Source organism: Enterobacter cloacae complex sp. FDA-CDC-AR_0132 (assembly GCF_003010695.1).
Classification (GTDB): domain Bacteria; phylum Pseudomonadota; class Gammaproteobacteria; order Enterobacterales; family Enterobacteriaceae; genus Enterobacter; species Enterobacter ludwigii.
In genome coordinates, this window is the sequence record NZ_CP027618.1 from 1,677,120 (window position 1) to 1,699,653 (window position 22,534).

Here is a 22,534-nt window from a genome sequence, read left to right on the forward strand (position 1 = left end):
CTTTGGCGCTACACCAAATGTGAAAAAGCGTGCTAAATACAGGTAATGCTTTTGATTTCTCGCAAGGTACACCGTGTTAAAGCCTTTGATTGCCACTGCGTTACTGTTCTCTTCCGGCTGGGTGATTGCCGCTGAGCCACCGCTGACGGCTGCGCTTTATGCGCAAAAGCTGGGCGTGGGGATGGACGTAGACTGGGCGCGCACCGAGCGCGGCATTCGGGAGTTCGATCCGCTGGTGGTTCGCGATTTTCGTGCGAAGGGTATCAGCCATGTGCGTATCCGCGTGGCCGATGAACCGACGGAAGCGCGGCTGATTCATCTGCGTAAGCTGGTGGAAGCCTGCGAGCAATACGGGGTGATCCCGATTATCGCTTATCAGGCCGATGAATATAAAAACGACCCGAAAGCCGAGACGGAAAAAGAGGTGATTAACTGGTGGATTGCCGTGGCGCACTACTTCGGCCAAAGCTATCCCCTGCTGGGTTTTGACCTGATTTATGAACCGGCGGACAAGCTCAACCATAACGCCGCGTCGCTTAACCGGGTTTACGAGAAAACCGTCAAAGACATTCATGCAATTGATGCTAATCGCATGATCTTCATCGCGCCACGTCTGCGGGCTGCGCCAGAGGACCTCTCCAGCCTGAAACTCCCGGCGCACAGCCAAAATTATCTGCTGGCGGAGTGGCACATTTTCCCGTGGGGTCCGCTAAAGAGTAACGGTAAATATCCGTGGACGTCCGGGACGGTGGCGGAGAAAGCGGCTATCCATAATCGCATTGCGACCGCGCTGCACTGGCAGCAAAAAACCGGTCACGTCAGCTGGGTGGGCGGCTGGGGCGTGGGTGAATCAAATCACTTCACCCCAACCGCATCGCAAATGGCGTTTGCCTCGTTTATGGCCTGCGAACTGCACAAGGCCAACATTCCCTACGCTATCAACGCGGATATTCAGTTTTACGACGGGGAAGAGGGCGCCTGGCGTCCTGCGCCAGAGCCGCTACTGCAGGCCATGATCGCGCCTGTTTGTGAAAAGCCCGGCGAGAAGCCAGGCCATCATGCGGTTAAACCGGCTGCTCGTGATGGGGAACACGCGACGCCAGCGGCAGCCAGCACAGTAAAATCAGCAGGCCCATCAGCGTCATCAGCAAACCCAGACTAGCCTGGCCAGTTTGCGGCATCATCGCCGAGAGCCAGGCCAGCGCGCCGGAACCGATGTTCTGCAGTCCCCCCACCAGTGCGCCCGCCGTGCCTGCGAGGAACGGGAACGGCTCCATTGCGCCGCTGGTGGCGAGCGGGAACAGCATCCCCGCGCCGAAGAAGAACAGCGCCGCCGGGATCAGCAGCGTCCAGACGGTCATCACGCCAAACAGCCCCGGGATCCACATCATCAGACCTGCCAGCAGGCAGCTGATCACCGACTGCCACATCAGCGTTGAGAAACGCTTGGTCTGACGGCCGGCAAACCAGGCACCAAAGAACGCGGCCGGGATGGGCAGAATAAACAGGATACTGACCACCATGCTGCTCAGGCCAAGCCCGGCACCCAGCAGCACGCCGGAGCAGGCTTCAAACACGGCAATACCCGCCAGGCCACCAACCAGCATCAGCAGATAACAGGTAAACGCACCGTTGCCGAACAGCGTTTTATAGCTGGTGATAAGGCGGGTGCGTGGCGCGTCCGTTGGCCGGGTTTCCGGCATCCACCGCGCCATGCTGAAGGTCACAATCACGCACAGCACCAGCAGGAAAGCGTAGCAGGCACGCCAGGACCACATCGTATCGAGCAGGCCACCAATCAGCGGCGCCAGCAGCGGGCTCACCAGAATCCCCATATTTAACAAACTGTTGGCATGGCGGAGCTGGGTGCCCTGATAGAGATCGCGTGGCAGGGTTCGCGCCATCACCCCTCCGACGCCGGTGCCGACACCCTGCAGGGCGCTGGCGGCAATCAGTATGGTCAGGTTATGGGTGGTAATAGCAATCACCGTCGCCACCATGAAAATGGACATACCCACCAGAATCACCGGGCGACGCCCGACGCGGTCAGACAGCGGTCCATAGAACAGCTGCGAAACGCCATAGGTTAGCAGATAAGCTGCCATTACGCTCTGTACTGCGCCCTCGCGGACGTTAAGTTCCTTTGCCATATCGGCGATCGCCGGAATGTAGATGGTTTGCGCCATCTGACCGACGGCCACCAGTAACACCAGCATCAACAATAAGTTAACGTTCCTGTGTTTTTTCATGTCGCTGAATACTTTTGCCAAAAGAGAGAAATAAAGAATAAGTGACTACGCATTCCCATAAATGCGCGAGGAATCTACCACAGAGAGATGACAAATTAAGCATTCCTTTGATGAATGTCAGAAGGGGTAAAGGCAGGATTTGTAAACAAGATCGGCAACTAATGTTGCCAGTGATTTATGCCAGGCGCAGCAGGATCGCCCCGCCCGCAATTCCCACTGCGGCCGCGATACGCAGGCCCGCAACCTTCTCTTTTAACAGCACAAATGCGATCAGCGCCCCGAAGAGGATGGATGTTTCACGCAGGGCGGCGACCACGGCCAGCGGAGCCTGGGTCATCGCCCATAGCGCCAGCCCGTAAGAGCCCATGGTGCCGATACCCCCGAGCAGCCCTTTTTTCCAGTGCGTACGCAGGTATCTTGAAGCTTCGCGTCGGCGTGCCATCATCGCCCAGAAGAGCAGGCAGAAGCCATTCATAAAGAAGGTCCACAGCGTATAGCCCAGCGCGGTGTCTGATAACCGCACGCCGGTGCCATCGACCAGCGTATACCCGGCGATAAAGCAGGCATTGAGCAGGGCAAGCCAGACCCCCTTACGCGACGTCATGCGGCCGTTCATGGCCATAGCCAGAATCGACAGGCAGATCACGGCGATGCCGGACCACGCGAGCCATGACAGGCTATCTCCCAGCACCAGCACGCTTATCAATGCCACCAGCAGCGGTGCCGTACCGCGCATCAGCGGATAGGTCTGGCTCATATCGGAGACCTGGTAGGTCTTTGCAACCAGCACCGTGTACACCACCTGCAGCGCGCAGGAGACCCCTAAAAACGGCCAGCTGGCAGCAGACGGCTGTGGGGAGAAGGGCAGTAATACCAGGGCGATAAACGCGGCGGAACCGCTAACGCTGATTGCTGAATAGAGCTTGTCTGTACCGGCTTTAACAATGGCGTTCCAGCTGGCATGCAGCAGCGCGGCGAACAGTAAAATGCAGAAGACGGTAATGGTCATGGCGTATCTGGCGGTGAATTGTCACTCAACTGTAACATTCACAACCTGATGCTGCCAGCCGGTCACACCGCGCAAAACAGACGGTGTGTGACCCGTGGTTCATCCGAGACCAGCGTAAAGCCCGCCTGATGATAAAACCCGTATGCAGCGTCCGGCGCGTGGGTGTTGAGAAAATCAAACCAGATGCTGGCATCGGCCATTACCACGGTCAGAAGCTGCTTACCAATGCCCAGCCCGCGGCACTTCTCGCTGACGTAGAGATGACGAATGCGGCCGGCGCGCGGCTGCTGGCTGAAGGGATCGCGGTTAAGACCGCATACGCCCACCAGCTTGCCGTTCAAAAAGGCGCCCAGCAGCTTTTCGCCCGGTGCGTTAAAACGGTTTTCACCGCGCTGCCAGTTCTCTTCCAGCCGGCGCAGCATGTTGAAATTCGATGCAATACTTTCGGCCTTTAAGGCGATATAGCCAGGTTCTTCTGGCGTGACAGGCTCAATTAACAGACGCGACATAGCATTCCCTCGTTATTAAAGAGGGGCGGTTGCCCGCCCCTCTCAGGTGCGACTTGAACCTGAATCACCGAAGGTATTTCAGGACAGCATCAAGTAGTTGCAATACAGCAACAATGAGTTTGAGGATAAGTATCACCATATCCACTACGCTCATACGCGTCTCCTTTTGGTTAAAAGGAGCACGATGCTGGCGTACCTTTCCGCCGCCTGTGACCAGCACCTGGATTGACGTAACACAGTGTGCTCACTTCAGGGGGTTAAGGCACTGACGGCACCACCCGTTTCAGCCAGGACTTCGTTGCGCCGGTAGAACTGCGGCCCCCTCGCTCACTGCGAACACCCTCAGTATAGATAAATACTGTATGCATGAACAGTATTTTTTGGACAAAATTCAGAAGGCGGTCCATACTCAAAAACGTCAAAATCCGTGCCCGAATTGCGCGTTCGTCTTCGATCGCGTATACTTTTTGCGTTGACGTAACACAGTGTGTTCTGCGGCGACCAACCGCAAAACCTCTGAAAAAAAACCTCGCTCAGGCGAGGTTTTTTGTTTTCTGCACGCAACAAACGAAACGTGATCTTCGACGCATTTTTGCGCAGATGAAAATATTTCCATTGTCATGCCCGAAAAGCTGTGTTTGTATAAATTCTATCAATAGATTCCAAACACAGGTCCCCAATGACAGCATCCATGTTCACCTCGACCCTACTAGCAACTGCGCAACCAGCCGCAGTGGTCGTCGTGCGTGTGGTGGTGGTCGTCGGCAATGCGCCGTAGGGACTGGATCAACACACGAATCCAAAACCCCGCCGGCGCAAACCGGGCGGGGTTTTTCGTTTAAGGACCCTCCCCGGAAAGTCGGCTCAGAAGAAAAGGACTGGAGCATGGCAAGTTCGGGCACAACATCCACCAAAACGCGTTTCACGGGCGCGCAGTTAATCGTTCATTTGCTGGAACGACAGGGCATCACCACGGTTGCGGGGATCCCGGGCGGCACCGTGCTGCCGCTGTATGATGCGTTAAGCCAAAGCACGCAGATTCGTCACGTTCTGGCGCGTCACGAGCAGGGCGCGGGTTTCATCGCTCAGGGTATGGCGCGTACGCAGGGCAAACCCGCGGTCTGTATGGCCTGCAGTGGCCCGGGTGCGACTAACCTGGTCACCGCTATCGCCGACGCGCGCCTGGACTCAATTCCACTGATCTGCATCACCGGCCAGGTGCCGTCCTCCATGATCGGTACCGACGCGTTTCAGGAAGTGGATACCTACGGCATCTCTATCCCCATCACTAAACATAACTATTTAGTTCGCGATATCGCCGAGCTTCCTCAGGTTATCAGCGATGCGTTTCGTATTGCGCAATCCGGCCGTCCCGGCCCGGTGTGGATAGACATTCCTAAGGATGTTCAGACCGCAGAGATCGAGATTGACGTGCTGCCGGAGCCGGGTGAACGTGCGCCAGCGCCGCAGTTCAGCGCAGAGAGCGTGCAGGCTGCAGCGGCGATGATTAACGCCGCCAGACGCCCGGTGCTTTATCTGGGTGGCGGGGCGATTAATGCCTCCGACGCGGTACGCCAGCTCGCAGAGAAAGCCAGCCTGCCCACCACCATGACCCTGATGGCGCTGGGTATGTTGCCAAAAGCGCACCCGCTGTCGCTGGGTATGCTGGGGATGCACGGCGCGCGCAGCACGAACTACATTCTGCAAGAAGCGGATTTGCTGATTGTTCTGGGTGCACGTTTTGATGACCGGGCGATTGGCAAGACCGAGCAGTTCTGCCCGAACGCCAAAATCATTCATGTGGATATCGACCGTGCCGAGCTGGGTAAAATCAAGCAGCCGCACGTGGCGATTCAGGGTGATGTTGCCGAGGTGCTGGCGCAGTTGATTCCGCAAACGAACGCTTCCGATCGCGCCGACTGGCGTCAGCTGGTTGCCGATCTGCAAAAAGAGTTCCCGGGCGCTATCCCAACCGAGGGGGACCCGCTGAGCCATTACGGGCTGATTAACGCCGTGGCCGCCTGCGTTGATGACAGCGCAATTATCACCACCGACGTAGGCCAGCACCAGATGTGGACCGCCCAGGCCTATCCGTTGAACCGTCCGCGTCAGTGGCTGACCTCGGGTGGACTGGGGACCATGGGCTTTGGCCTGCCGGCGGCAGTGGGCGCGGCGCTGGCCAATCCCGATCGCAAGGTGATCTGCTTCTCCGGTGACGGTAGCCTGATGATGAACATTCAGGAAATGGCGACGGCAGCCGAAAACCAGTTAGACGTGAAAATCATCCTGATGAACAACCAGGCGCTGGGGCTGGTGCACCAGCAGCAGAGTCTGTTCTATACGCAGGGCGTGTTTGCCGCGACCTATCCAGGAACGATTAACTTTATGCAGATTGCCGCCGGTTTTGGCCTGCATACCTGCGATTTGAACGCCGAAGCGGACCCTCATGCGGCGCTGCAGGCGGCGATTTCTCGTCCTGGCCCGGCGCTGATCCACGTGCGTATCGATCCTGAACAAAAAGTGTACCCGATGGTGCCGCCAGGTGCGGCAAATACAGAGATGGTGGGGGAATAAGCCATGCAGAAACAACATGATAACGTCATTCTGGAACTCACCGTCCGAAACCACCCTGGCGTGATGACGCACGTCTGTGGGCTCTTTGCCCGCCGCGCGTTTAACGTGGAAGGTATCCTCTGTCTGCCCATTCAGGGCAGCGAGCACAGCCGCATCTGGCTACTGGTGAATGACGATCAGCGTCTGGAGCAGATGATTGCGCAGATCGATAAGCTGGAAGATGTCGAGAAAGTGGAGCGCAACCAGTCCGATCCCACCATGTTTAACAAAATTGCTGTGTTCTTCGAGTAAATAGCGCAAAGCTTGAACCCCCACGCGCTTATCGTTAAGGTAAGCGCGTTTTTTAACCCGCCAGGAACGCGCCATGACCACCATCGCCCTTATCGACGACCACCTCATCGTCCGCTCCGGATTTGCCCAGCTGCTGAACCTTGAGCCTGATTTTCAGGTGGTGGCGGAGTTCGGCTCCGGTCGCGAGGCGCTGGCGGGTTTGCCCGGGCGCGGTGTCCAGGTCTGTATCTGCGATATCTCGATGCCGGATCTCTCCGGGCTTGAGCTGCTGAGCCAGTTGCCGAAAGGGATGGCGATCGTGATGCTCTCGGTCCATGACAGCCCGGCGCTGGTGGAGCAGGCACTGAACGCAGGCGCACGCGGATTTCTTTCCAAGCGCTGCAGCCCGGACGAACTGATCGCTGCCGTGCGCACGGTCTCCGCCGGCGGGTGCTACCTGACGCCGGATATCGCCATCAAGCTGGCGGCAGGGCGACAGGACCCGCTCACCCGACGCGAACGTCAGGTGGCAGAAAAACTGGCACAGGGGATGTCGGTGAAAGAGATTGCCGTGGACCTGGGGCTGTCGCCAAAAACCGTTCACGTTCACCGCGCTAATCTGATGGAAAAACTCGGCGTCAGTAATGACGTTGAGCTGGCGCGCCGCATGTTCGACAGCTGGCAATGAACCCGCTGTTTTCACGGCTGATCGCCGTTGCTGCCAGTTTTTCCATTTTCTCCGCCGCCTGGTTCTGCCTGTGGAGTATCAGCCTGCATCTGGTTGAACGCCCGGAGCTGGCGGTGCTGCTTTTCCCGTTTGGCCTGCGTCTGGGGCTGATGCTGCAATGCCCGCGCGGTTTCTGGCCGGTACTGCTGGGCGCCGAATGGCTGATGCTGATCTGGCTGGCGCAGGAGGTGGCGCTGGCGCACTTGCCTTTACTGGTGACGGGCAGCGTACTCACGCTGATCCCGGTGGCGCTGATCTCCCGTTATCGTCACCAGCGCGACTGGCGCACGCTGCTGCGTCAGGGGGCTGCGCTGATTGCCGCCGCGCTGTTGCAGTCCCTGCCCTGGACCGGCGAGGAGGAGATGCTTAACGCCCTTCTGCTGACGCTGACCGGCGGTCTGACGCTGGCTCCCACCTGTCTGGTTATCTGGCACTACCTCACCAGTACCGTCTGGCAGCCGCTCGGACCGGCGCTGGTCTCTCAGCCGGTAAACTGGCGCGCCCGGCATCTTATCTGGTATCTGCTGCTGTTTGCGATCAGCCTGTGGCTGCAGCTTGGCCTGCCCGATGAGCTGTCGCGCTTTACCCCGTTTTGCCTGGCGTTGCCGATTATTGCCCTCGCGTGGCACTACGGCTGGCAGGGCGCGCTGATTGCCACCCTGATGAACGCTATCGCGCTGATTGCCAGCCAGACCTGGCACGATCACCCCGTCGATTTACTGCTCTCCCTGCTGGCCCAGAGCCTGACCGGGCTGCTGCTGGGGGCCGGGATTCAGCGCCTGCGTGAACTTAACCACTCATTACAAACCGAGCTGGCGCGTAATCGCCGTCTGGCAGAACGCCTGCTGGAAACGGAAGAGAGCGTCCGGCAGGAGGTGGCCCGCGAGTTGCACGATGACATCGGCCAGACCATTACCGCCATTCGCACTCAGGCGGGCATCGTTCAGCGTCTGGCGGCCGAAAACGCTGGCGTAAAGCAGGGCGGGGCACATATCGAACAGCTCTCTCTTGGCGTGTATGACTCGGTGCGGCGACTGCTTGGCAGGCTGCGACCGCGCCAGCTGGACGATCTTACGCTTGAGCAGGCGGTACGGTCTCTGATGCGCGAGATGGAGCTGGAAAGCCGCGGGATCGTCAGCCATCTTGACTGGCGCATCAATGAATCTTTGCTGAGCGAGGGCCAGCGCGTCACGCTGTTCCGCGTCTGTCAGGAAGGGCTGAATAATATTGTTAAGCACGCCAGCGCCAGCGCGGTAACGCTGCAGGGATGGCAACAGGATGAACGCCTGATGCTGGTGATTGAAGATGATGGCTGCGGTCTGCCGCCGGGCTCCGGCCAGCTGGGTTTTGGCCTGGCGGGCATGCGTGAGCGCGTCAAGGCGTTGGGTGGCACCCTGACGATCTCCTGCACCCACGGCACGCGCGTCAGCGTCAGTTTACCGCTGAGGAGTCAGCATGTTTAAAACCCCGGCGAATGCCGCCCCGCTAAACGATAAACGTGAAATTGACGCCCGCTATCGTTACTGGCGTCGCCATATCCTGATCACCATCTGGCTGGGGTATGCGCTTTTTTACTTTACCCGCAAAAGTTTCAATGCCGCCGCGCCGGAAATCCTCGCCAGCGGGGTGATGACACGCACCGATATTGGCCTGCTGGCGACGCTGTTTTACATCACCTACGGCCTGTCGAAGTTCTTCTCCGGTATCGTCAGCGACCGCTCGAATGCCCGTTATTTTATGGGCTCAGGACTCATTGCCACCGGGGTGGTGAACATTCTGTTTGGCTTTTCCACCTCGCTCTGGGCCTTTGCGCTGCTGTGGGCGTTGAACGCCTTTTTCCAGGGATGGGGTGCGCCGGTGTGTGCCCGTCTGCTTACCGCCTGGTACTCGCGCAACGAGCGTGGCGGCTGGTGGGCTATCTGGAACACGGCGCATAACGTCGGGGGGGCGCTTATTCCGATGGTGGTCGGGGCGGCGGCGCTGCACTACGGCTGGCGTACGGGAATGATGATTGCCGGCGGGCTGGCGATCGTTGCCGGGCTGTTTCTTTGCTGGCGACTGCGTGACAGGCCACAAACCGTGGGCCTGCCCGCGGTAGGCGACTGGCGGCACGACGAGATGGAAGTCGCTCAACAGCAGGAAGGTGCAGGGCTGACGCGTAAAGAGATCCTCACCAAATATGTGCTGTTAAATCCCTATATCTGGTTACTCTCCCTCTGCTACGTGCTGGTCTACGTGGTGCGTGCGGCGATCAACGACTGGGGCAATCTGTATATGTCCGAAACCCTGGGCGTCGATCTGGTGACCGCCAACTCGGCGGTGACGATGTTCGAGCTGGGCGGCTTTATCGGCGCGCTGGTGGCGGGCTGGGGCTCGGATAAGCTCTTCAACGGTAACCGCGGGCCGATGAACCTGATCTTCGCCGCCGGGATTTTACTTTCCGTTGGTTCGCTATGGCTGATGCCGTTTGCCAGCTACGTGATGCAGGCGGCGTGTTTCTTCACCACCGGCTTTTTCGTCTTTGGCCCGCAGATGCTGATCGGCATGGCGGCGGCGGAGTGTTCACACAAAGACTCCGCGGGAGCAGCGACGGGCTTTGTCGGGCTGTTTGCTTACCTTGGCGCTTCGCTCTCCGGCTGGCCGCTGGCGCGGGTGATCGACGTCTGGCACTGGAGCGGTTTCTTTGCCGTGATCGCCATCGCGGCAGGAATTTCGGCCCTGCTGCTGCTGCCGTTCCTGCATGCGCAGGCGCCGCGCGAGGCACACGAAGCGTGATGTGCTTCACCTTTTCATCCCGAATAGCGCAAAACTAAGAAATTTTCCTGGTTTCACCTGGACGCTGTCTCAGGCGTCGCTCCCGGCTGGTTTTTACAATGCTGCAAAAATCAGCTCAGGAGTAAACCAATCATGCTGGCCTTCTTAAATCAGGTGCGCAAACCGACCCTGGATCTGCCGCTCGATGTGCGGCGTAAAATGTGGTTCAAACCGTTCATGCAGTCTTACCTGGTGGTCTTTATCGGCTACCTGACCATGTACCTGATCCGCAAAAACTTTAACATCGCGCAGAACGACATGATCTCAACCTACGGGCTGAGCATGACGCAGCTGGGGATGATTGGCCTGGGCTTCTCCATCACTTACGGCGTGGGTAAAACCGTCGTCTCCTACTACGCGGACGGCAAAAACACCAAGCAGTTCCTGCCGTTTATGCTGATCCTCTCCGCCATCTGTATGCTCGGCTTCAGCGCCAGCATGGGCGCGGGCTCCGTCAGCCTGTTCATGATGATCGCCTTCTACGCCCTGAGCGGTTTCTTCCAGAGTACCGGCGGGTCGTGCAGTTATTCCACCATCACCAAATGGACCCCTCGCCGCAAGCGTGGTTCGTACCTCGGCATGTGGAACATCTCCCACAACCTCGGCGGGGCGGGTGCGGCAGGCGTGGCGCTGTTCGGCGCAAACTACCTGTTCGACGGCCACGTGATCGGCATGTTTATCTTCCCGTCGATTATCGCCCTGATTGTCGGCTTTATCGGCCTGCGCTACGGCAGCGACTCCCCGGAATCGTACGGCCTCGGCAAAGCCGAAGAGCTGTTCGGCGAGGAGATCAGCGAAGAGGACAAAGAGACCGAAGAAAACGAGATGTCCAAATGGCAGATCTTTGTTGAGTACGTGCTGAAAAACAAAGTGATCTGGCTGCTCTGTTTCTCCAACATCTTCCTGTACGTGGTGCGTATCGGTATCGACCAGTGGTCCACCGTGTATGCCTTCCAGGAGCTGAAGCTCTCCAAAGAAGTTGCGATTCAGGGCTTCACCCTGTTCGAAGTGGGCGCGCTGGTCGGCACGCTGCTGTGGGGCTGGCTCTCGGACCTCGCCAATGGTCGCCGTGCGCTGGTAGCCTGCGTCGCGCTGGCGCTGATTATCGCCACGCTCGGCGTCTACCAGCACGCCAGCAACCAGTACGTTTACCTGGCGTCCCTGTTCGCGCTCGGCTTCCTGGTGTTTGGTCCACAGCTGCTGATCGGCGTGGCAGCAGTCGGCTTCGTACCGAAAAAAGCGATCGGCGCTGCCGATGGAATTAAAGGCACCTTCGCCTACCTGATCGGTGACAGCTTCGCCAAGCTGGGTCTGGGTATGATCGCCGACGGCACGCCGATTTTCGGCCTCACCGGCTGGGCGGGCACCTTTGCCGCGCTGGATGCCGCCGCCATCGGTTGTATCGTCCTGATGGCGATGGTCGCGGTGCTGGAAGAACGTAAGATCCGCCGTGAAAATCGGATGCAGAAATTAAAAGTAGCCTGAGTGTGCAGGTAACTTCTTTGCCCGGTTGACCGCCGGGCTTTTTTTTACATTCCACCTTTACCCCCCTTTACAGACCCGCTCCCTGCAATGCTCTACATTTTAATTTTGCTGCCGCACCCCGCGGCTTTTGTCCGTTTTGTTATGGAGAGCTTGCATGGTAAACCGACGACTATCCTGTCTTGCGCTATTGGTGGCGCTTGCCTCCCCCGCCCTGGCGGCGGATGCGCCGACGTACGGTGAGAAGCTGGAGGGGTTTGATTACGCCTGGCCGGTTAAGCATTTCACCTTTACCTCGCAACATCAGCCGCTTGATATGGCCTATCTGGACGTTAAGCCAGAAAAACCCAACGGCCGCACCGTGGTGCTGATGCACGGTAAAAACTTCTGCGCCGGAACGTGGGAGGGGACTATCCGCGCGCTTTCCGCCAGCGGATACCGCGTGGTGGCACCAGACCAGATTGGTTTTTGTAAATCCACCAAACCCGAGCATTACCAGTACACCTTCCAGCAGCTGGCGGATAACACCCACGCGTTGCTTAAGCAGCTCGGCGTCGATCGCGTGACGGTTATTGGGCACTCGACCGGCGGCATGCTGGCGACCCGCTACGCGCTCATGTGGCCGCAGGAAGTGGAACAGCTGGTGATGGTTAACCCGATTGGTTTAGAAGACTGGAAAGCCCGCGGCGTACCGCATATTACGGTCGATCAGTGGTATCAGCGTGAACTTAAAACCAGCGCCGATGGTATTCGTCAGTACGAGAAAAATACCTACTATGCCGGGGAGTGGAAGCCGGAGTATGAGCGTTGGGTGACGATGCTGGCCGGGCTGAACAATGGGCCGGGCAAAACGCGTGTCGCCTGGAACTCAGCCCTGCTCTACGACATGATTTATACCCAGCCGGTGATCTACGAATTTGGTGAACTGAAGATGCCGGTATTATTGATGATCGGCACCAAAGACAACACCGCCATCGGGAAAGACCTCGCCCCGCCGGCGATCCGCAAGACGCTGGGCAATTATGCAGTACTGGGTAAGGAGACGGAAAAACGCATTCCGCATGCGACGCTGGTTGAGTTTAACGACATGGGCCATGCGCCACAGATGCAGGACCCTCAGCGCTTCCATGACGCGCTGCTGAAAGGGCTGCAGGTACGCTGACCGGTCTAAAGCAACAGCCCCGCAGCCCGTTCTGCGCGGGCTGTCTTCCGCACACTACTCGCCAGCATACCTGGCGCTGCCCTCATAACGATTTTCCACCTTTTTTCACTGCACTATTATGGCCTTGCCCGCTGTCGACGCCGCGCGTTTCCCGCTATGATGAGCGGCTGACGTAGAGGAGAACGCATGGTCTGGATAATGCTGGCAACGCTTGCCGTGGTGTTTGTGGTGGGATTTCGGGTCCTGACCTCAGATTCACGTCGCGCAATTAAACGCCTGAGCGAGCGGCTGGGGATCACCCCGGTTCCTGTAGAATCGATGATCGATCAGTTCGGTAAAACGCCCGGCAATGAGTTTATCCGCTACCTTGAACGCCCGGACGAAGCGCATTTGCAAAATGCCGCCCAGGTGCTGCTGATCTGGCAGGTCTGCATTGTCGACGGCAGTGAAGAGAATTTGCTTGCCTGGCACCGTATGCTGCGTAAAGCCCGTCTGGCCGCGCCGATCACGGACGCGCAGGTCCGTCTGACGCTGGGTTTTATGCGTGAAATGGAGCCCGATCCGCAGGAGCTAAACGCCTTCCAGTTGCGCTATAACCAGCTTTTCCTGCCGGAAGAGGGCGTGTTTTACCTGCATTAAGCCGTTTTCCCGCATAACACATTCTGTGCGTTAAGGATCTCCTCTCTATTTTCATTGAGGCGAGTGGCGGCATAGATATCTATGTTTAACCTTTTTGCCTCGGCGTCCGTGAGTTCACGGTAGCAAAGTCCTTCCTGATTAAAGGTGCATTTCGACTGAGGCAGTAGCGCAAATCCTTTCCCTCTTGCGATACGGCTTAGCATCACAAGGGTATCATCCGGCTCTTTTATCCGCTTCAGAGGCGTTTTCAGCGTATCAAAGTAGCTTTCGCATTTGTCGTAAAATGACGGGTTGGCACTTCTGGAAAACCAGAAAATGGGAAGATCGCTAATATCCTCCAGCGCGACTTTCTCTTTCAGGCTGGCAGGGTGTAAAGAGGGCATTGCGATGAGCAACGGTTCCTGGCAGACCCAGCGGTATTGAACAATGTCTTCATGACCCGTTCCTTTTTCACCGGTCAGCACCAGATCCAGCATGTTTTTAGACAAGCTTTGCAGCAGTTGGGCTGACGTCAGGTCCGGCGTTTCGACATCATCTCCCGCGTTCATTTTTTGAAGCTGGGTATTCTCGGGTTCAATATATTCAAAATTAAGGGTCCGCGTGAGTCCAATACGCAGGCTCGTTTCAGAAGAGAGAGGATCTTCTTTTAGGTTACTGATGTCTTTGAGTATTTTTTCAGCCTGAACAACCAGCGCACGGCCTGCTTCTGTGAGGCTAACGTCATGCGTGTTGCGGCTGAACAACTGACGTTTCAGAACCGCTTCAAGGCATTTTATCTGACGCGTCAATGGCGGTTGAGTCATGCGTAGGCGTTCGGCAGCCTTACGGAAGTTCAGTTCATGTGCGACAGCGAGAAAGCATTGTAATTGTTTGATACTGGGCAGGTTATTGCTGATTAAATGTTCTGCTGTGGCCATACGTGGGTCCTGAATGCGAAAAGGTATTTCGTCTTTTTTCCATTTCGATATTACACGCTAAATGCGGGCAGTAAACCCATTTCAACAGTAATACCAAAAATATATTACAAATTTAACAATTCCAATTGTTTCCTATATTGATAAATTTCTACCCGAATCCTCACTCAATCAATATTCGGAGTAATTATGTCGTCTAAATATGTACTGGTATCACGCTTCCCGTTAAAAAATACTTTTACAGAGAAAGATTTTACCTCCTTAAAAAGCAATGAAAACGTTCGCTAGTTTTCCTGTGAAGAAAACGGTGTTAATGAACTGCTGGAACTGCGCGCTTTCAATGACATTAAAGAAATTGCGTGTGCTGAGAGTGAAATGGAATCCATGTTCCATCGTTTCTCTGCTGTTCTTTCTGCCGATATTCGTCGCGAACTGCTTAAGTTTGTTGAATCCCCAATCGATAATAAAAAGAGTTTACCCGAATCTAATTATATTCAGTTTCGTCACGTTGAGGTGCCCGCCCATAACTATCAGTAGTATCGTCAGTGGCGCGATGAAACCACGCCGCATTTTTTGAGGTTGATGAGACGCTAATAAATATTAAAAGCATGTTTGATTTCTATGACTTCTGGTGCAGGGAAAATAATCAAAACGATCGTCTTCAACGCTATATGTCTCGTTTTCGCGTCGACGTAAAAAACGGTGTGCCAAGGGAGACGCTGAACAGAGAGTATTATCGCCAGTTTAAAGGTGTGTCTTGTCGTTATCTGGAAGAAATGGGCGATGAATGGTTCAGGCGTAAGCCAGAAAACGAATTTTTTATTGAGAGTGCCGTTTCAGCACTTAAAAGCCATCAGAGACAGAACATGTACATCGTATTTATATCGGGCTCTATGCTTCCGATTCTGTCACCCATTGCGAAATATCTTGGGGTAACGGACATACTCTGTGCTCCGTTAATAATAAATGACGCAGGCGAGTTGACGGGGGAAATCGGCCTGCCCGAAACAATTGGAGCGGGTAAAAAAGACGCCCTGATGACGTTTTGCCGGGATAAGGAGATTAATCCAGCGGATTGTTATGCCTAAGGTGACGATCTTTCGGATATTCCAATGCTCGAAGCCATTGGGCATCCCGTCTGTGTGGGAGAGCATTCCGCGCTTATCCGATATGCAGCAGAAAAAAATTGGCACATTATTTAAACCATTATTGAGGTAAGTAGTATGACTTCAGAACTCTCTCCGCAAAATATGACGTTAAGGTCATGGCTTGCGTTATTCATTCTGGCTATTTCAACGTTTACTATTGTCACTACCGAACTGGCGCCGGTCGGATTATTAACGCCAATCGCAGAGGGATTACGGTCTTCGGAATCCGCGGTGGGCATGACCGTGTCGCTTTATGCCTGGGTGGGGGCGTTGAGTGCGCTGTTTGCCTCCGTCTTTTTAGGCAATGTGGCTAAGAAGCGGCTTTTACTCGTGCTCACCGTGGTGCTTCTGATCTCTAACGTCATGGCCGCGACGGTTAACACCTACGGAATGCTGCTTAGTGCCCGCGTGCTGGGCGCGCTTGCACACGGTGCATTCTGGGCGATGATCGGCGCAACGGCGGTTGCCATGGTTCCTGCCAGATATATTGGTGCGGCGACGTCAATCGTATTTGGTGGCGTTTCCGCAGCAAGCGTTTTTGGCGTACCGGTTTCCAACTACATTGGTATCCACTTCGGCTGGCGGCAGGCATTTTGGCTGATGGCCGCGCTGAGCGTAATTGCCTTTGTGGGTATTAGCGTGCTTGTTCCCCAGATCGCCAGCAAAAGCGCGCTTGGCCTGGATGCGCTTAAGGGCGTGCTGAAATCGTCTACCCTGTGGAAAATTTACTCAGCAACCCTGCTGGCTGTTACGGCGCACTTTGCCGCCTTTACGTACATTGAACCCTGGCTTCACACGCAGAGTTTACTGTCCACCGCCTTTATTCCCGCCGTGCTTTTTGTTTACGGCATCGCGGGTCTGGCCGGTAATTTCCTGACCGGCGTGATGATTGATAAGTATCTCAAGCTGACGGTTTCGCTGTCTGTACTGCTGATCTGTGCAGTGCTGCTGTTCCTGGGCCTGTCAGGTTCCTCGCTCTCTGCTGCGCTGATATTCACCAGCATGATTATCTGGGGCGTTGCCGTGTCAGGAATATTTGTCGGCTTCCAGACGTGGGTTTTACGTATGGCTGAAGATAAAGCCTTCCCGGCCTCCGCAATCTACGTTTCGTTTTTCAATACCGCCATTGGTATCGGCGCGTCGGTCGGTGCCTGGATGGTTTCATCATTTTCAATGCCGCTCCTGTATATCGTCGCCGGCACGGCTATCGGCCTGTCCGTTCTGCTTGTCGCGGTTATTCCTGCAACCTTGACCGCAAAACAATCCCGTATGGAGAAATCTTATGAGTCAAATTAATGACCGCACGCGCTATGGCAGAGAGATCATGGACCGTCTTGAAGCAGGGCTCGCGGATAAAGTCACCCGCCGCCTGAGCGAACTGGACCCGGGCCTGCCCGCTCTGATAACCGACTATGCGTTCGGGGATGTGGTGGGACGTCCGGGACTGGAGCTCAAAACGCGCGAAATGCTGACTGTCGCCTCGCTTGTGACGCTGGGTAATGCTATGCCGCAGCTGGAACTGCACATGAGAGGCGCGCTCAACACCGGCGTGACGCCGGAAGAGCTGCTTGAAATTGTGATACAGATGGCGGTGTATGCCGGCGTTCCCGCCTGTATGAACGGTCTTACCGCCTACCGCGCGGCAATCGCTGCGACGGGTCATACGTTGCCGGGACTGAAAGGGAGTGACGCATGAGCGAGGTTGTCATTATTGCAGCCCGCCGCACGGCGACGGGCGCATTTCTGGGCGCGCTTGCGGAGCATTCCGCCGCTGACCTGGGAAGCTGGGTCATTCAGGCGCTCCTGAAAGAATCTGGCGTAGAGGCCAGTGATATCTCTCAGGTCATTATGGGTCAGGTTCTTACGGCGGGGCAATCGCGCTTGGGCATGCGATAGGCGCATCCGGCTGCCGGATTTTGATGACGCTGGTTCATGCCCTGGTCCGTAATGACGGCAAGTATGGCGTCGCCGCGCTGAGCGTTTATCGCTAACGGCACGGCGTATCCGATATAAAAAAACCGGGAAAACCCGGTTTTTTTATTTTCATGATGAGGTATCAGGCGTTCACGCCCTTCATACCCTCGGCAGAATAGCGATCGCCTTTAATCGCTATACGGCGATGCAGGTTGTTCAATGATTCAATATCGCTCTTCTCAAGCTCAATGTTGGCAGCGCGCGCGTTCTCGGCCAGATAGCCGGTGTGCTTAGTGCCCGGGATGGGAACCAGCCGATCGTATTGCGCTAACAGCCAGGCAAGGGCAATCTGACCCGCGGTAGAGCCGTATTTCGCCGCCAGCGGGTGGATGACATCGAGCAGCTGGCGATTATGATCGAGGCTGGACTGCATAAAGCGCTCGTTATTTTTACGGAAATCACCCTCTGCAAATTCGCTATTGTTCAGGTATTTTCCCGTCAGGAAGCCTCTGCCAAGAGGCGAGTAGGGCACCAGACCAATGCCTAACGCTTTCACGACCGGCAGAATGCTTTCCTCGATATCGCGTGTCCACAGAGAATATTCCGTTTGCAGCGCGGTGACCGGATGTACCGCATGGGCCCGTTGCAGCGTTGACGCCGACACTTCGCAAAGGCCTATGTGGTTGATCTTGCCCTCTTTCACAAGGGTGCGCAGACAATCCATACTCTCTTCGACCGGGGTGGTGTTACTCAGTCTGTGTAGATAAAAGAGGTCGATTCGCTCCACGCCAAGCCGCTTGAGGGACTCATTACAGCAGCGGATGATATAGTCAGGCGTATTGTTGATGGTGCGGGCATAAGACTCGTCGGGAGAGCGATCGATGCCGCATTTCGTGGCTATTTTGAACTGCTCGCGAGTGCTTTTATCCAGCCCGGCAAGAAAATGACCGATTAGTCTTTCATTATGACCACGGCCATATAAATTTGCGGTATCAATAAACGTCACGTTCAGATCGATGAGGCTATGCAATACCCGCAGCGAGGCGTTGTCATCAGTCTGGCCATAAAATTCACTCAGACCCATGGCACCGTAGCCGACGGCACTGACGGTAAAATTTTGAGATAAATTACGTGTTTTCATAGTTTCTCCTTTTCAGACGCTATGATTGTTTCACCTCAAATGTGGAGACTGAATTTTCATTTTCGTTATGCAGAAAAGGTATCAGTCGACGACGCGCTCTCTTCAGGCTCATTAAAAACGACAAAAGTTGTCAAATCGTTAAATCCGTCACACTTTTGATGATAAACTGCGCGACTTTTCCGCACGTTTTTATCTTCAGGTGACGCCATGACAGAACACATTCAGCCCACGCCCAGACCGCAGACCCAGGAGGTCACTCGCCCCAACTGGTCGGCGGTTTTCTCCGTGGCATTTTGCGTTGCCTGCCTGATTACCGTTGAGTTTCTGCCGGTGAGCCTGCTGACACCGATGGCGCAGGATCTGGGCATTTCCGAAGGCGTGGCGGGGCAGTCCGTCACCGTGACCGCTTTTGTGGCGATGTTCGCTAGCCTGTTTATTACCCAGGTGATCGGCACCATCGACCGCCGTAAAGTGGTCATTCTGTTCAGCGTGCTGCTGACGCTCTCCTGCCTGCTGGTCTCTTTTGCCAATAACTTCACCCTGCTGCTGCTGGGTCGCGCCTGTCTGGGGCTGGGATTAGGCGGCTTCTGGGCGATGTCGGCCTCGCTCACCATGCGTCTGGTTCCCGCGCGCACCGTGCCGAAAGCCCTCTCCGTGATCTTTGGTGCTGTTTCGATTGCGCTGGTCATTGCTGCGCCGTTGGGCAGTTTCCTTGGCGGGATCATCGGCTGGCGTAACGTCTTTAACGCTGCCGCGGTGATGGGGGTGCTATGCATTCTCTGGGTCTGGAAAGCGCTGCCGTTCTTACCGGGGGAGGCGGCACACCATAAACAGAATATGTTCAGCCTGCTGAAGCGCCCGGGCGTGCTGGCGGGGATGACCGCCATCTTTATGGCATTTGCCGGACAGTTTGCCTTCTTCACCTATATCCGCCCGGTATTCATGAACATGGCCGGGTTTGATGTGGATGGCCTGACGCTGGTGCTCCTGAGCTTCGGTATCGCCAGCTTTGTCGGCACCTCGCTGTCGTCCGCGTTCCTGAAGCGTTCCCTGAAAGTGGCGCTGGCGGGTGCGCCGCTGGTGCTGGCAATTAGCGCTGCGGTGCTGGTGCTGTGGGGCAGCGATAAGTGGGTTGCGTCGGCAATTGCGATTATCTGGGGCTTTGCTTTTGCGCTGGTGCCGGTGGGCTGGTCGACGTGGATCACCCGCTCGCTCGCCGATCAGGCGGAAAAAGCCGGGTCGATTCAGGTCGCGGTGATCCAGCTGGCGAACACCTGCGGTGCGGCGATTGGCGGCGTTGCGCTGGACCATCTGGGGCTGACGTCACCGCTGGTGATTTCAGGAACCCTGATGCTGCTGACGGCGCTGCTGGTGGCGAGTAAGGTGAAAGCAAAATAAGTAAATCCCCTCTTCCCACAGGGAAGAGGGGATATCAGGCTACGCCGATGTCTGAACCCGTCTTCTCGAATCCATCGAAATCAGCACCACCGACGACACAATCAGCAGCGTGCCCAGCCAGTCCGGCAGCGTAAACGCCACCCCAAGCAAAATCACCGACAGAAGGGCGCTGCTCAGCGGCTCGGCACAGCTCAGAATGCTCGCCTTCGGCCCGCCAATCATCTGCGCGCCTTTCAGATACAGGCTGAACGTCAGCGCCGTGCCAATCACCACCAGATAGAAAAACGCCAGCAGCAGGCTGCCATCAATCACAAAGGTGGTCCCGCGTCCGGCGTAGAACGGCGTCAGCACGACCCCCGCGATTAACATACTCCAGCCAACAATCGGCAGCGTGCCGTAGCGGGCGATCAGCGTCGACGGGTAGGTTGTATAAAACGCGGCAGCAAAGGCCGAGGCGATACCGAAGAACAGGGCGGCAGGGGAGATGGAGAGCGAGGTCGGATCGCCGTGGGTGACCAGCAGGAAGGTGCCGACAAGTGACGTCAAAATGGCGGATAAAACAAACACGCCGGGACGTTTTTTCCTCGCCAGCGCGAACCACGCGACGATGATCGTTGGCGAGAGAAACTGCAGCACGGTGGCCGTCGCCGCGTTGGATTTTTCAATCGTCAGCAGGAAGGTGAGCTGGACGGTGAGCGCACCAACCAGCGAGAAAAACAGCAGGCTGAGGGCGTCTTTACGATGTCTGATGACCGAGAAAATCTTGTCGCCATGCACGAAGGAGAGGGTCAGCAAGATGACGCCGGTAAACAGCAGGCGAATCATCGTCAGGTAAGGGGACGAGATCTGGCTTTTCTCCATGATGTACTGCGCGCAAACCCCTGAGCTGCCCCATAAAACGGCGGCGATCAGAACGTTGAGCATTCCTTTACGTGTGGAACCCATGTTCTCCCCTGTTATGTTGGTTTTTGTGTAGCATAACATGGGTCTTGCCGGGTGCGGTGTGGCCTGATGCCCTCACCCCGGCCCTCTCCCACGGGGAGAGGGTGCAAACACGAAAAACGGCAACGTGCGTTGCCGTTTTGCTTTTATCTTGCTTAGAACCACGCTTCCCACATCGCGCCGACGTTGAAATCATCCAGCGTCTCATCTTTTGTACCGTTCACACGGGCGGTGCGTTCGTTATCCACTTTGCCGCCGGTCACGTAGAAGCGCAGCATTGGGCGGAACTCTGGCCCCATGGCGATAGACATGTTCTGCGACAGGGTCAGCTTCCAGCCTTTGTTATCACCGCCATTGTCGTAATCCACGTGCTGCCAGCCTGCTTCCAGCCAGGTGGAGTGAACGTCGTTCCACCAGTGCATCGGACGCACGATGGCGTTGTAGTTCTTACGGTTGTCGGTCTTGTCGCGGCTGTTGTCATAGTCGTGGAAGGCGAGGATGTACTCCACCTGCGTGGCCTGGGTGAATTTGTACAGCCCTTCGAAGCTGGCGTAGACCGTGGTCAGATCCTCGGTTTTGTTGAATACGCTGTTGTCCGCGTTATCAGAATAACGGGCAATCACCTTATTCACGCCGCTGTCGTTGGTGTGGCTCAGCACCACCCCGCCCTGCCAGGCCTTCAGACGCTCTTCACTCTCAATGGCTTTGGAGTCAAAACCGTAGTTCGCGTACAGCTCCAGATCCAGCGGGCCGACTTTCATGCCGTGGATTTTAGAGGTCGCAGCGTAGTTACCTTTGTCGCCCGTGCCGGAACCGCCGGTACAGGTAATGCGCGACGGGTTCGCCTCATCTTCCATCACTTCCGGGCTACAGGATTCCACCGCGGCCACCGCGGCAACGTCAAACTGCACGCCGCCGATGTCGAAGTTCTTCACCCCGGCACCCTGGCCGTCGTGGTTCATCCAGAAGTAATCGTTGATACCCTGCTGTGGACGCTGGTGGAAGTCACGGCCGGCCCAGAAGTAGGCGTTCGGGTTGGAGGCCATAATGTTGGTCACACCGGCATAGGCTTTTTTCAGGTTAACCTCGTCGCCCCAGTGGTCGATCATCACGTTGATGTCCCAGATGGCACCGTTGTCGCCCTTGAAGGCTTTGGAGAGCTGGAATTCACCGCCGTTGCCTTCGTTACCCAGACGACCGATTGCGGATGCGCCGTTATAGGAACCGTCTACTGCCACGTATTTCTGATCGGCTGCCTGGAAGTGCGCGCCGTAGCGGGCATAGCCGGTAAATTTAACCCCAAACGGAATCGCGAGGTCCGGTGATTGCGCCGCGCTTTGCGGTTCGGTGACCACGTCCGCTTTTTTCGCGACGGCGGCGTCCATTTTGGCCTGACGTTCGGCCAGCGCTTTGTCTACCGCTTTCGCCACGATGGCGTCGATTTGCTCTTGCGTAAATTCTTGTGCGAGTACAGAAATTGGGCAAAGCGCGGCGACAACCGCCATGGTTAATGGAAGTTTTTTAATATAATTCATGGTTATCTCAATATAGTTTAATTTTATTCAGACAATAACCATCCCGCTCCGATCTGACAGAGTTTGTCGCTATCATCAGAACAAGTGGATTTCTATTTTAGGTACAG

Annotated in this window: 21 protein-coding genes and 3 pseudogenes; 16 read left to right on the forward strand and 8 right to left on the reverse strand. The window is 56.2% G+C overall.

Going from position 1 to position 22,534, the window contains the following annotated elements; genetic code table 11:
• The first annotated feature begins 73 nt into the window (after positions 1-73).
• On the forward strand, positions 74-1,162 hold the full coding sequence (locus AM379_RS08195) for a cellulase family glycosylhydrolase (RefSeq protein ID WP_106503591.1): 1,089 nt from the start codon (positions 74-76) through the stop codon (positions 1,160-1,162).
• On the opposite strand, the gene emrD is transcribed toward AM379_RS08195, so the two are convergent.
• The 4 genes from emrD to tisB form a co-directional block, all read right to left on the reverse strand.
• Complete coding sequence (gene emrD / locus AM379_RS08200; protein ID WP_106503592.1) at positions 1,065-2,249, reverse strand: multidrug efflux MFS transporter EmrD; 1,185 nt, start codon at positions 2,247-2,249, stop codon at positions 1,065-1,067. The two genes, AM379_RS08195 and emrD, sit on opposite strands and share 98 nt — an antisense overlap.
• A 175-nt stretch (positions 2,250-2,424) precedes the next feature.
• Positions 2,425-3,258, reverse strand: a complete 834-nt coding sequence (locus AM379_RS08205; RefSeq protein WP_020882736.1) for an EamA family transporter — start codon at positions 3,256-3,258, stop codon at positions 2,425-2,427.
• A 62-nt stretch (positions 3,259-3,320) separates the two neighbouring features.
• Entirely contained in the window at positions 3,321-3,767 is a 447-nt protein-coding gene (locus AM379_RS08210; RefSeq protein WP_014167984.1) for a GNAT family N-acetyltransferase, read from the reverse strand.
• A gap of 64 nt (positions 3,768-3,831) precedes the next feature.
• Positions 3,832-3,921 carry a type I toxin-antitoxin system toxin TisB gene (tisB, locus tag AM379_RS08215; protein WP_020684667.1) on the reverse strand — a complete coding sequence of 30 codons (90 nt, stop codon included), beginning with the start codon at positions 3,919-3,921 and terminating at the stop codon, positions 3,832-3,834.
• Between the two features lie 525 nt (positions 3,922-4,446).
• Here tisB and ivbL point away from each other — a divergent pair.
• The 9 genes from ivbL (at position 4,447) to AM379_RS08260 (ending at position 13,435) form a co-directional block, all read left to right on the forward strand.
• Positions 4,447-4,545, forward strand: a complete 99-nt coding sequence (gene ivbL / locus AM379_RS08220) for an ilvB operon leader peptide IvbL (RefSeq protein ID WP_071605430.1) — start codon at positions 4,447-4,449, stop codon at positions 4,543-4,545.
• Between the two features lie 107 nt (positions 4,546-4,652).
• The gene (ilvB, locus tag AM379_RS08225; RefSeq protein WP_050737662.1) at positions 4,653-6,341 is read left to right on the forward strand and encodes an acetolactate synthase large subunit; all 1,689 of its coding nucleotides are present in this window, start codon (positions 4,653-4,655) and stop codon (positions 6,339-6,341) included.
• A 3-nt stretch (positions 6,342-6,344) separates the two neighbouring features.
• Entirely contained in the window at positions 6,345-6,632 is a 288-nt protein-coding gene (gene ilvN, locus AM379_RS08230) for an acetolactate synthase small subunit (protein ID WP_106503593.1), read from the forward strand.
• Between the two features lie 73 nt (positions 6,633-6,705).
• Entirely contained in the window at positions 6,706-7,299 is a 594-nt protein-coding gene (uhpA, locus tag AM379_RS08235) for a transcriptional regulator UhpA (protein ID WP_106503594.1), read from the forward strand.
• Positions 7,296-8,801, forward strand: a complete 1,506-nt coding sequence (gene uhpB / locus AM379_RS08240; protein ID WP_020882734.1) for a signal transduction histidine-protein kinase/phosphatase UhpB — start codon at positions 7,296-7,298, stop codon at positions 8,799-8,801. The genes uhpA and uhpB overlap by 4 nt, the downstream gene beginning before the upstream one ends.
• Positions 8,794-10,113 carry an MFS transporter gene (locus tag AM379_RS08245; RefSeq protein WP_106503595.1) on the forward strand — a complete coding sequence of 440 codons (1,320 nt, stop codon included), beginning with the start codon at positions 8,794-8,796 and terminating at the stop codon, positions 10,111-10,113. The genes uhpB and AM379_RS08245 overlap by 8 nt, the downstream gene beginning before the upstream one ends.
• 132 nt (positions 10,114-10,245) lie before the next feature.
• Entirely contained in the window at positions 10,246-11,637 is a 1,392-nt protein-coding gene (gene uhpT / locus AM379_RS08250) for a hexose-6-phosphate:phosphate antiporter (protein ID WP_020882733.1), read from the forward strand.
• A 154-nt stretch (positions 11,638-11,791) separates the two neighbouring features.
• Positions 11,792-12,796 carry an alpha/beta fold hydrolase gene (locus AM379_RS08255; RefSeq protein WP_050737661.1) on the forward strand — a complete coding sequence of 335 codons (1,005 nt, stop codon included), beginning with the start codon at positions 11,792-11,794 and terminating at the stop codon, positions 12,794-12,796.
• A 186-nt stretch (positions 12,797-12,982) separates the two neighbouring features.
• A complete protein-coding gene (locus AM379_RS08260) occupies positions 12,983-13,435 on the forward strand; it encodes a DUF1198 domain-containing protein (RefSeq protein ID WP_014167992.1) in 453 nt (150 codons plus the stop codon).
• Here AM379_RS08260 and AM379_RS08265 read toward each other — a convergent pair.
• The gene (locus AM379_RS08265) at positions 13,432-14,352 is read right to left on the reverse strand and encodes a LysR family transcriptional regulator (RefSeq protein ID WP_106503596.1); all 921 of its coding nucleotides are present in this window, start codon (positions 14,350-14,352) and stop codon (positions 13,432-13,434) included. The genes AM379_RS08260 and AM379_RS08265 overlap by 4 nt on opposite strands.
• Before the next feature lie 572 nt (positions 14,353-14,924).
• Between AM379_RS08265 and AM379_RS08270 the strand changes: the two are divergent.
• The 5 genes and pseudogenes from AM379_RS08270 to AM379_RS24610 all read left to right on the forward strand — a co-directional run.
• A pseudogene (locus tag AM379_RS08270) lies at positions 14,925-15,437 on the forward strand (HAD family hydrolase); the annotation flags it as partial.
• Positions 15,438-15,572: 135 nt separating this feature from the next.
• A complete protein-coding gene (locus tag AM379_RS08280; protein WP_025206519.1) occupies positions 15,573-16,793 on the forward strand; it encodes an MFS transporter in 1,221 nt (406 codons plus the stop codon).
• Positions 16,780-17,193: a carboxymuconolactone decarboxylase family protein gene (locus AM379_RS08285; protein WP_025206518.1), complete on the forward strand. Its 414-nt coding sequence runs from the start codon at positions 16,780-16,782 to the stop codon at positions 17,191-17,193. Before AM379_RS08280 ends, AM379_RS08285 begins: the two co-directional genes overlap by 14 nt.
• Positions 17,190-17,369: pseudogene (locus AM379_RS08290) on the forward strand (acetyl-CoA acetyltransferase); the annotation flags it as partial. The gene AM379_RS08285 and the pseudogene AM379_RS08290, both read left to right, overlap by 4 nt.
• Positions 17,363-17,488: pseudogene (locus AM379_RS24610) on the forward strand (acetyl-CoA C-acetyltransferase); the annotation flags it as partial. The pseudogenes AM379_RS08290 and AM379_RS24610, both read left to right, overlap by 7 nt.
• A gap of 65 nt (positions 17,489-17,553) precedes the next feature.
• On the opposite strand, the gene AM379_RS08300 reads toward AM379_RS24610, so the two are convergent.
• Positions 17,554-18,552 carry an aldo/keto reductase gene (locus AM379_RS08300; protein WP_032679298.1) on the reverse strand — a complete coding sequence of 333 codons (999 nt, stop codon included), beginning with the start codon at positions 18,550-18,552 and terminating at the stop codon, positions 17,554-17,556.
• A 207-nt stretch (positions 18,553-18,759) separates the two neighbouring features.
• Here AM379_RS08300 and nepI point away from each other — a divergent pair, with 207 nt between their 5' ends.
• Positions 18,760-19,950 carry a purine ribonucleoside efflux pump NepI gene (nepI, locus tag AM379_RS08305; RefSeq protein WP_032679299.1) on the forward strand — a complete coding sequence of 397 codons (1,191 nt, stop codon included), beginning with the start codon at positions 18,760-18,762 and terminating at the stop codon, positions 19,948-19,950.
• A 39-nt stretch (positions 19,951-19,989) separates the two neighbouring features.
• Here the strand turns inward: nepI and AM379_RS08310 are convergent, their stop codons facing one another.
• Positions 19,990-20,895 (reverse strand): DMT family transporter, encoded by a 906-nt coding sequence (locus AM379_RS08310; protein WP_032679300.1) that lies wholly within the window; start codon positions 20,893-20,895, stop codon positions 19,990-19,992.
• A gap of 152 nt (positions 20,896-21,047) precedes the next feature.
• Positions 21,048-22,427, reverse strand: coding sequence for a carbohydrate porin (locus AM379_RS08315; RefSeq protein WP_014168005.1), 1,380 nt, complete (start codon positions 22,425-22,427; stop codon positions 21,048-21,050).
• Positions 22,428-22,534 lie beyond the last annotated feature (107 nt).

Bases quoted from the DNA above. Each gene is read 5' to 3' on its own strand.
- AM379_RS08260 (WP_014167992.1), top strand. From the start codon at position 12,983: ATGGTCTGGATAATGCTGGCAACGCTTGCCGTGGTGTTTGTGGTGGGA.
- uhpT (WP_020882733.1), top strand. From the start codon at position 10,246: ATGCTGGCCTTCTTAAATCAGGTGCGCAAACCGACCCTGGATCTGCCG.
- AM379_RS08315 (WP_014168005.1), bottom strand. From the start codon at position 22,427: ATGAATTATATTAAAAAACTTCCATTAACCATGGCGGTTGTCGCCGCG.
- emrD (WP_106503592.1), bottom strand. From the start codon at position 2,249: ATGAAAAAACACAGGAACGTTAACTTATTGTTGATGCTGGTGTTACTG.
- AM379_RS08265 (WP_106503596.1), bottom strand. From the start codon at position 14,352: ATGGCCACAGCAGAACATTTAATCAGCAATAACCTGCCCAGTATCAAA.
- AM379_RS08300 (WP_032679298.1), bottom strand. From the start codon at position 18,552: ATGAAAACACGTAATTTATCTCAAAATTTTACCGTCAGTGCCGTCGGC.
- AM379_RS08255 (WP_050737661.1), top strand. From the start codon at position 11,792: ATGGTAAACCGACGACTATCCTGTCTTGCGCTATTGGTGGCGCTTGCC.
- AM379_RS08285 (WP_025206518.1), top strand. From the start codon at position 16,780: ATGAGTCAAATTAATGACCGCACGCGCTATGGCAGAGAGATCATGGAC.
- AM379_RS08280 (WP_025206519.1), top strand. From the start codon at position 15,573: ATGACTTCAGAACTCTCTCCGCAAAATATGACGTTAAGGTCATGGCTT.
- AM379_RS08245 (WP_106503595.1), top strand. From the start codon at position 8,794: ATGTTTAAAACCCCGGCGAATGCCGCCCCGCTAAACGATAAACGTGAA.
- uhpA (WP_106503594.1), top strand. From the start codon at position 6,706: ATGACCACCATCGCCCTTATCGACGACCACCTCATCGTCCGCTCCGGA.
- nepI (WP_032679299.1), top strand. From the start codon at position 18,760: ATGACAGAACACATTCAGCCCACGCCCAGACCGCAGACCCAGGAGGTC.
- ilvB (WP_050737662.1), top strand. From the start codon at position 4,653: ATGGCAAGTTCGGGCACAACATCCACCAAAACGCGTTTCACGGGCGCG.
- tisB (WP_020684667.1), bottom strand. From the start codon at position 3,921: ATGAGCGTAGTGGATATGGTGATACTTATCCTCAAACTCATTGTTGCT.
- AM379_RS08310 (WP_032679300.1), bottom strand. From the start codon at position 20,895: ATGGGTTCCACACGTAAAGGAATGCTCAACGTTCTGATCGCCGCCGTT.
- ilvN (WP_106503593.1), top strand. From the start codon at position 6,345: ATGCAGAAACAACATGATAACGTCATTCTGGAACTCACCGTCCGAAAC.
- AM379_RS08210 (WP_014167984.1), bottom strand. From the start codon at position 3,767: ATGTCGCGTCTGTTAATTGAGCCTGTCACGCCAGAAGAACCTGGCTAT.
- uhpB (WP_020882734.1), top strand. From the start codon at position 7,296: ATGAACCCGCTGTTTTCACGGCTGATCGCCGTTGCTGCCAGTTTTTCC.
- AM379_RS08205 (WP_020882736.1), bottom strand. From the start codon at position 3,258: ATGACCATTACCGTCTTCTGCATTTTACTGTTCGCCGCGCTGCTGCAT.
- ivbL (WP_071605430.1), top strand. From the start codon at position 4,447: ATGACAGCATCCATGTTCACCTCGACCCTACTAGCAACTGCGCAACCA.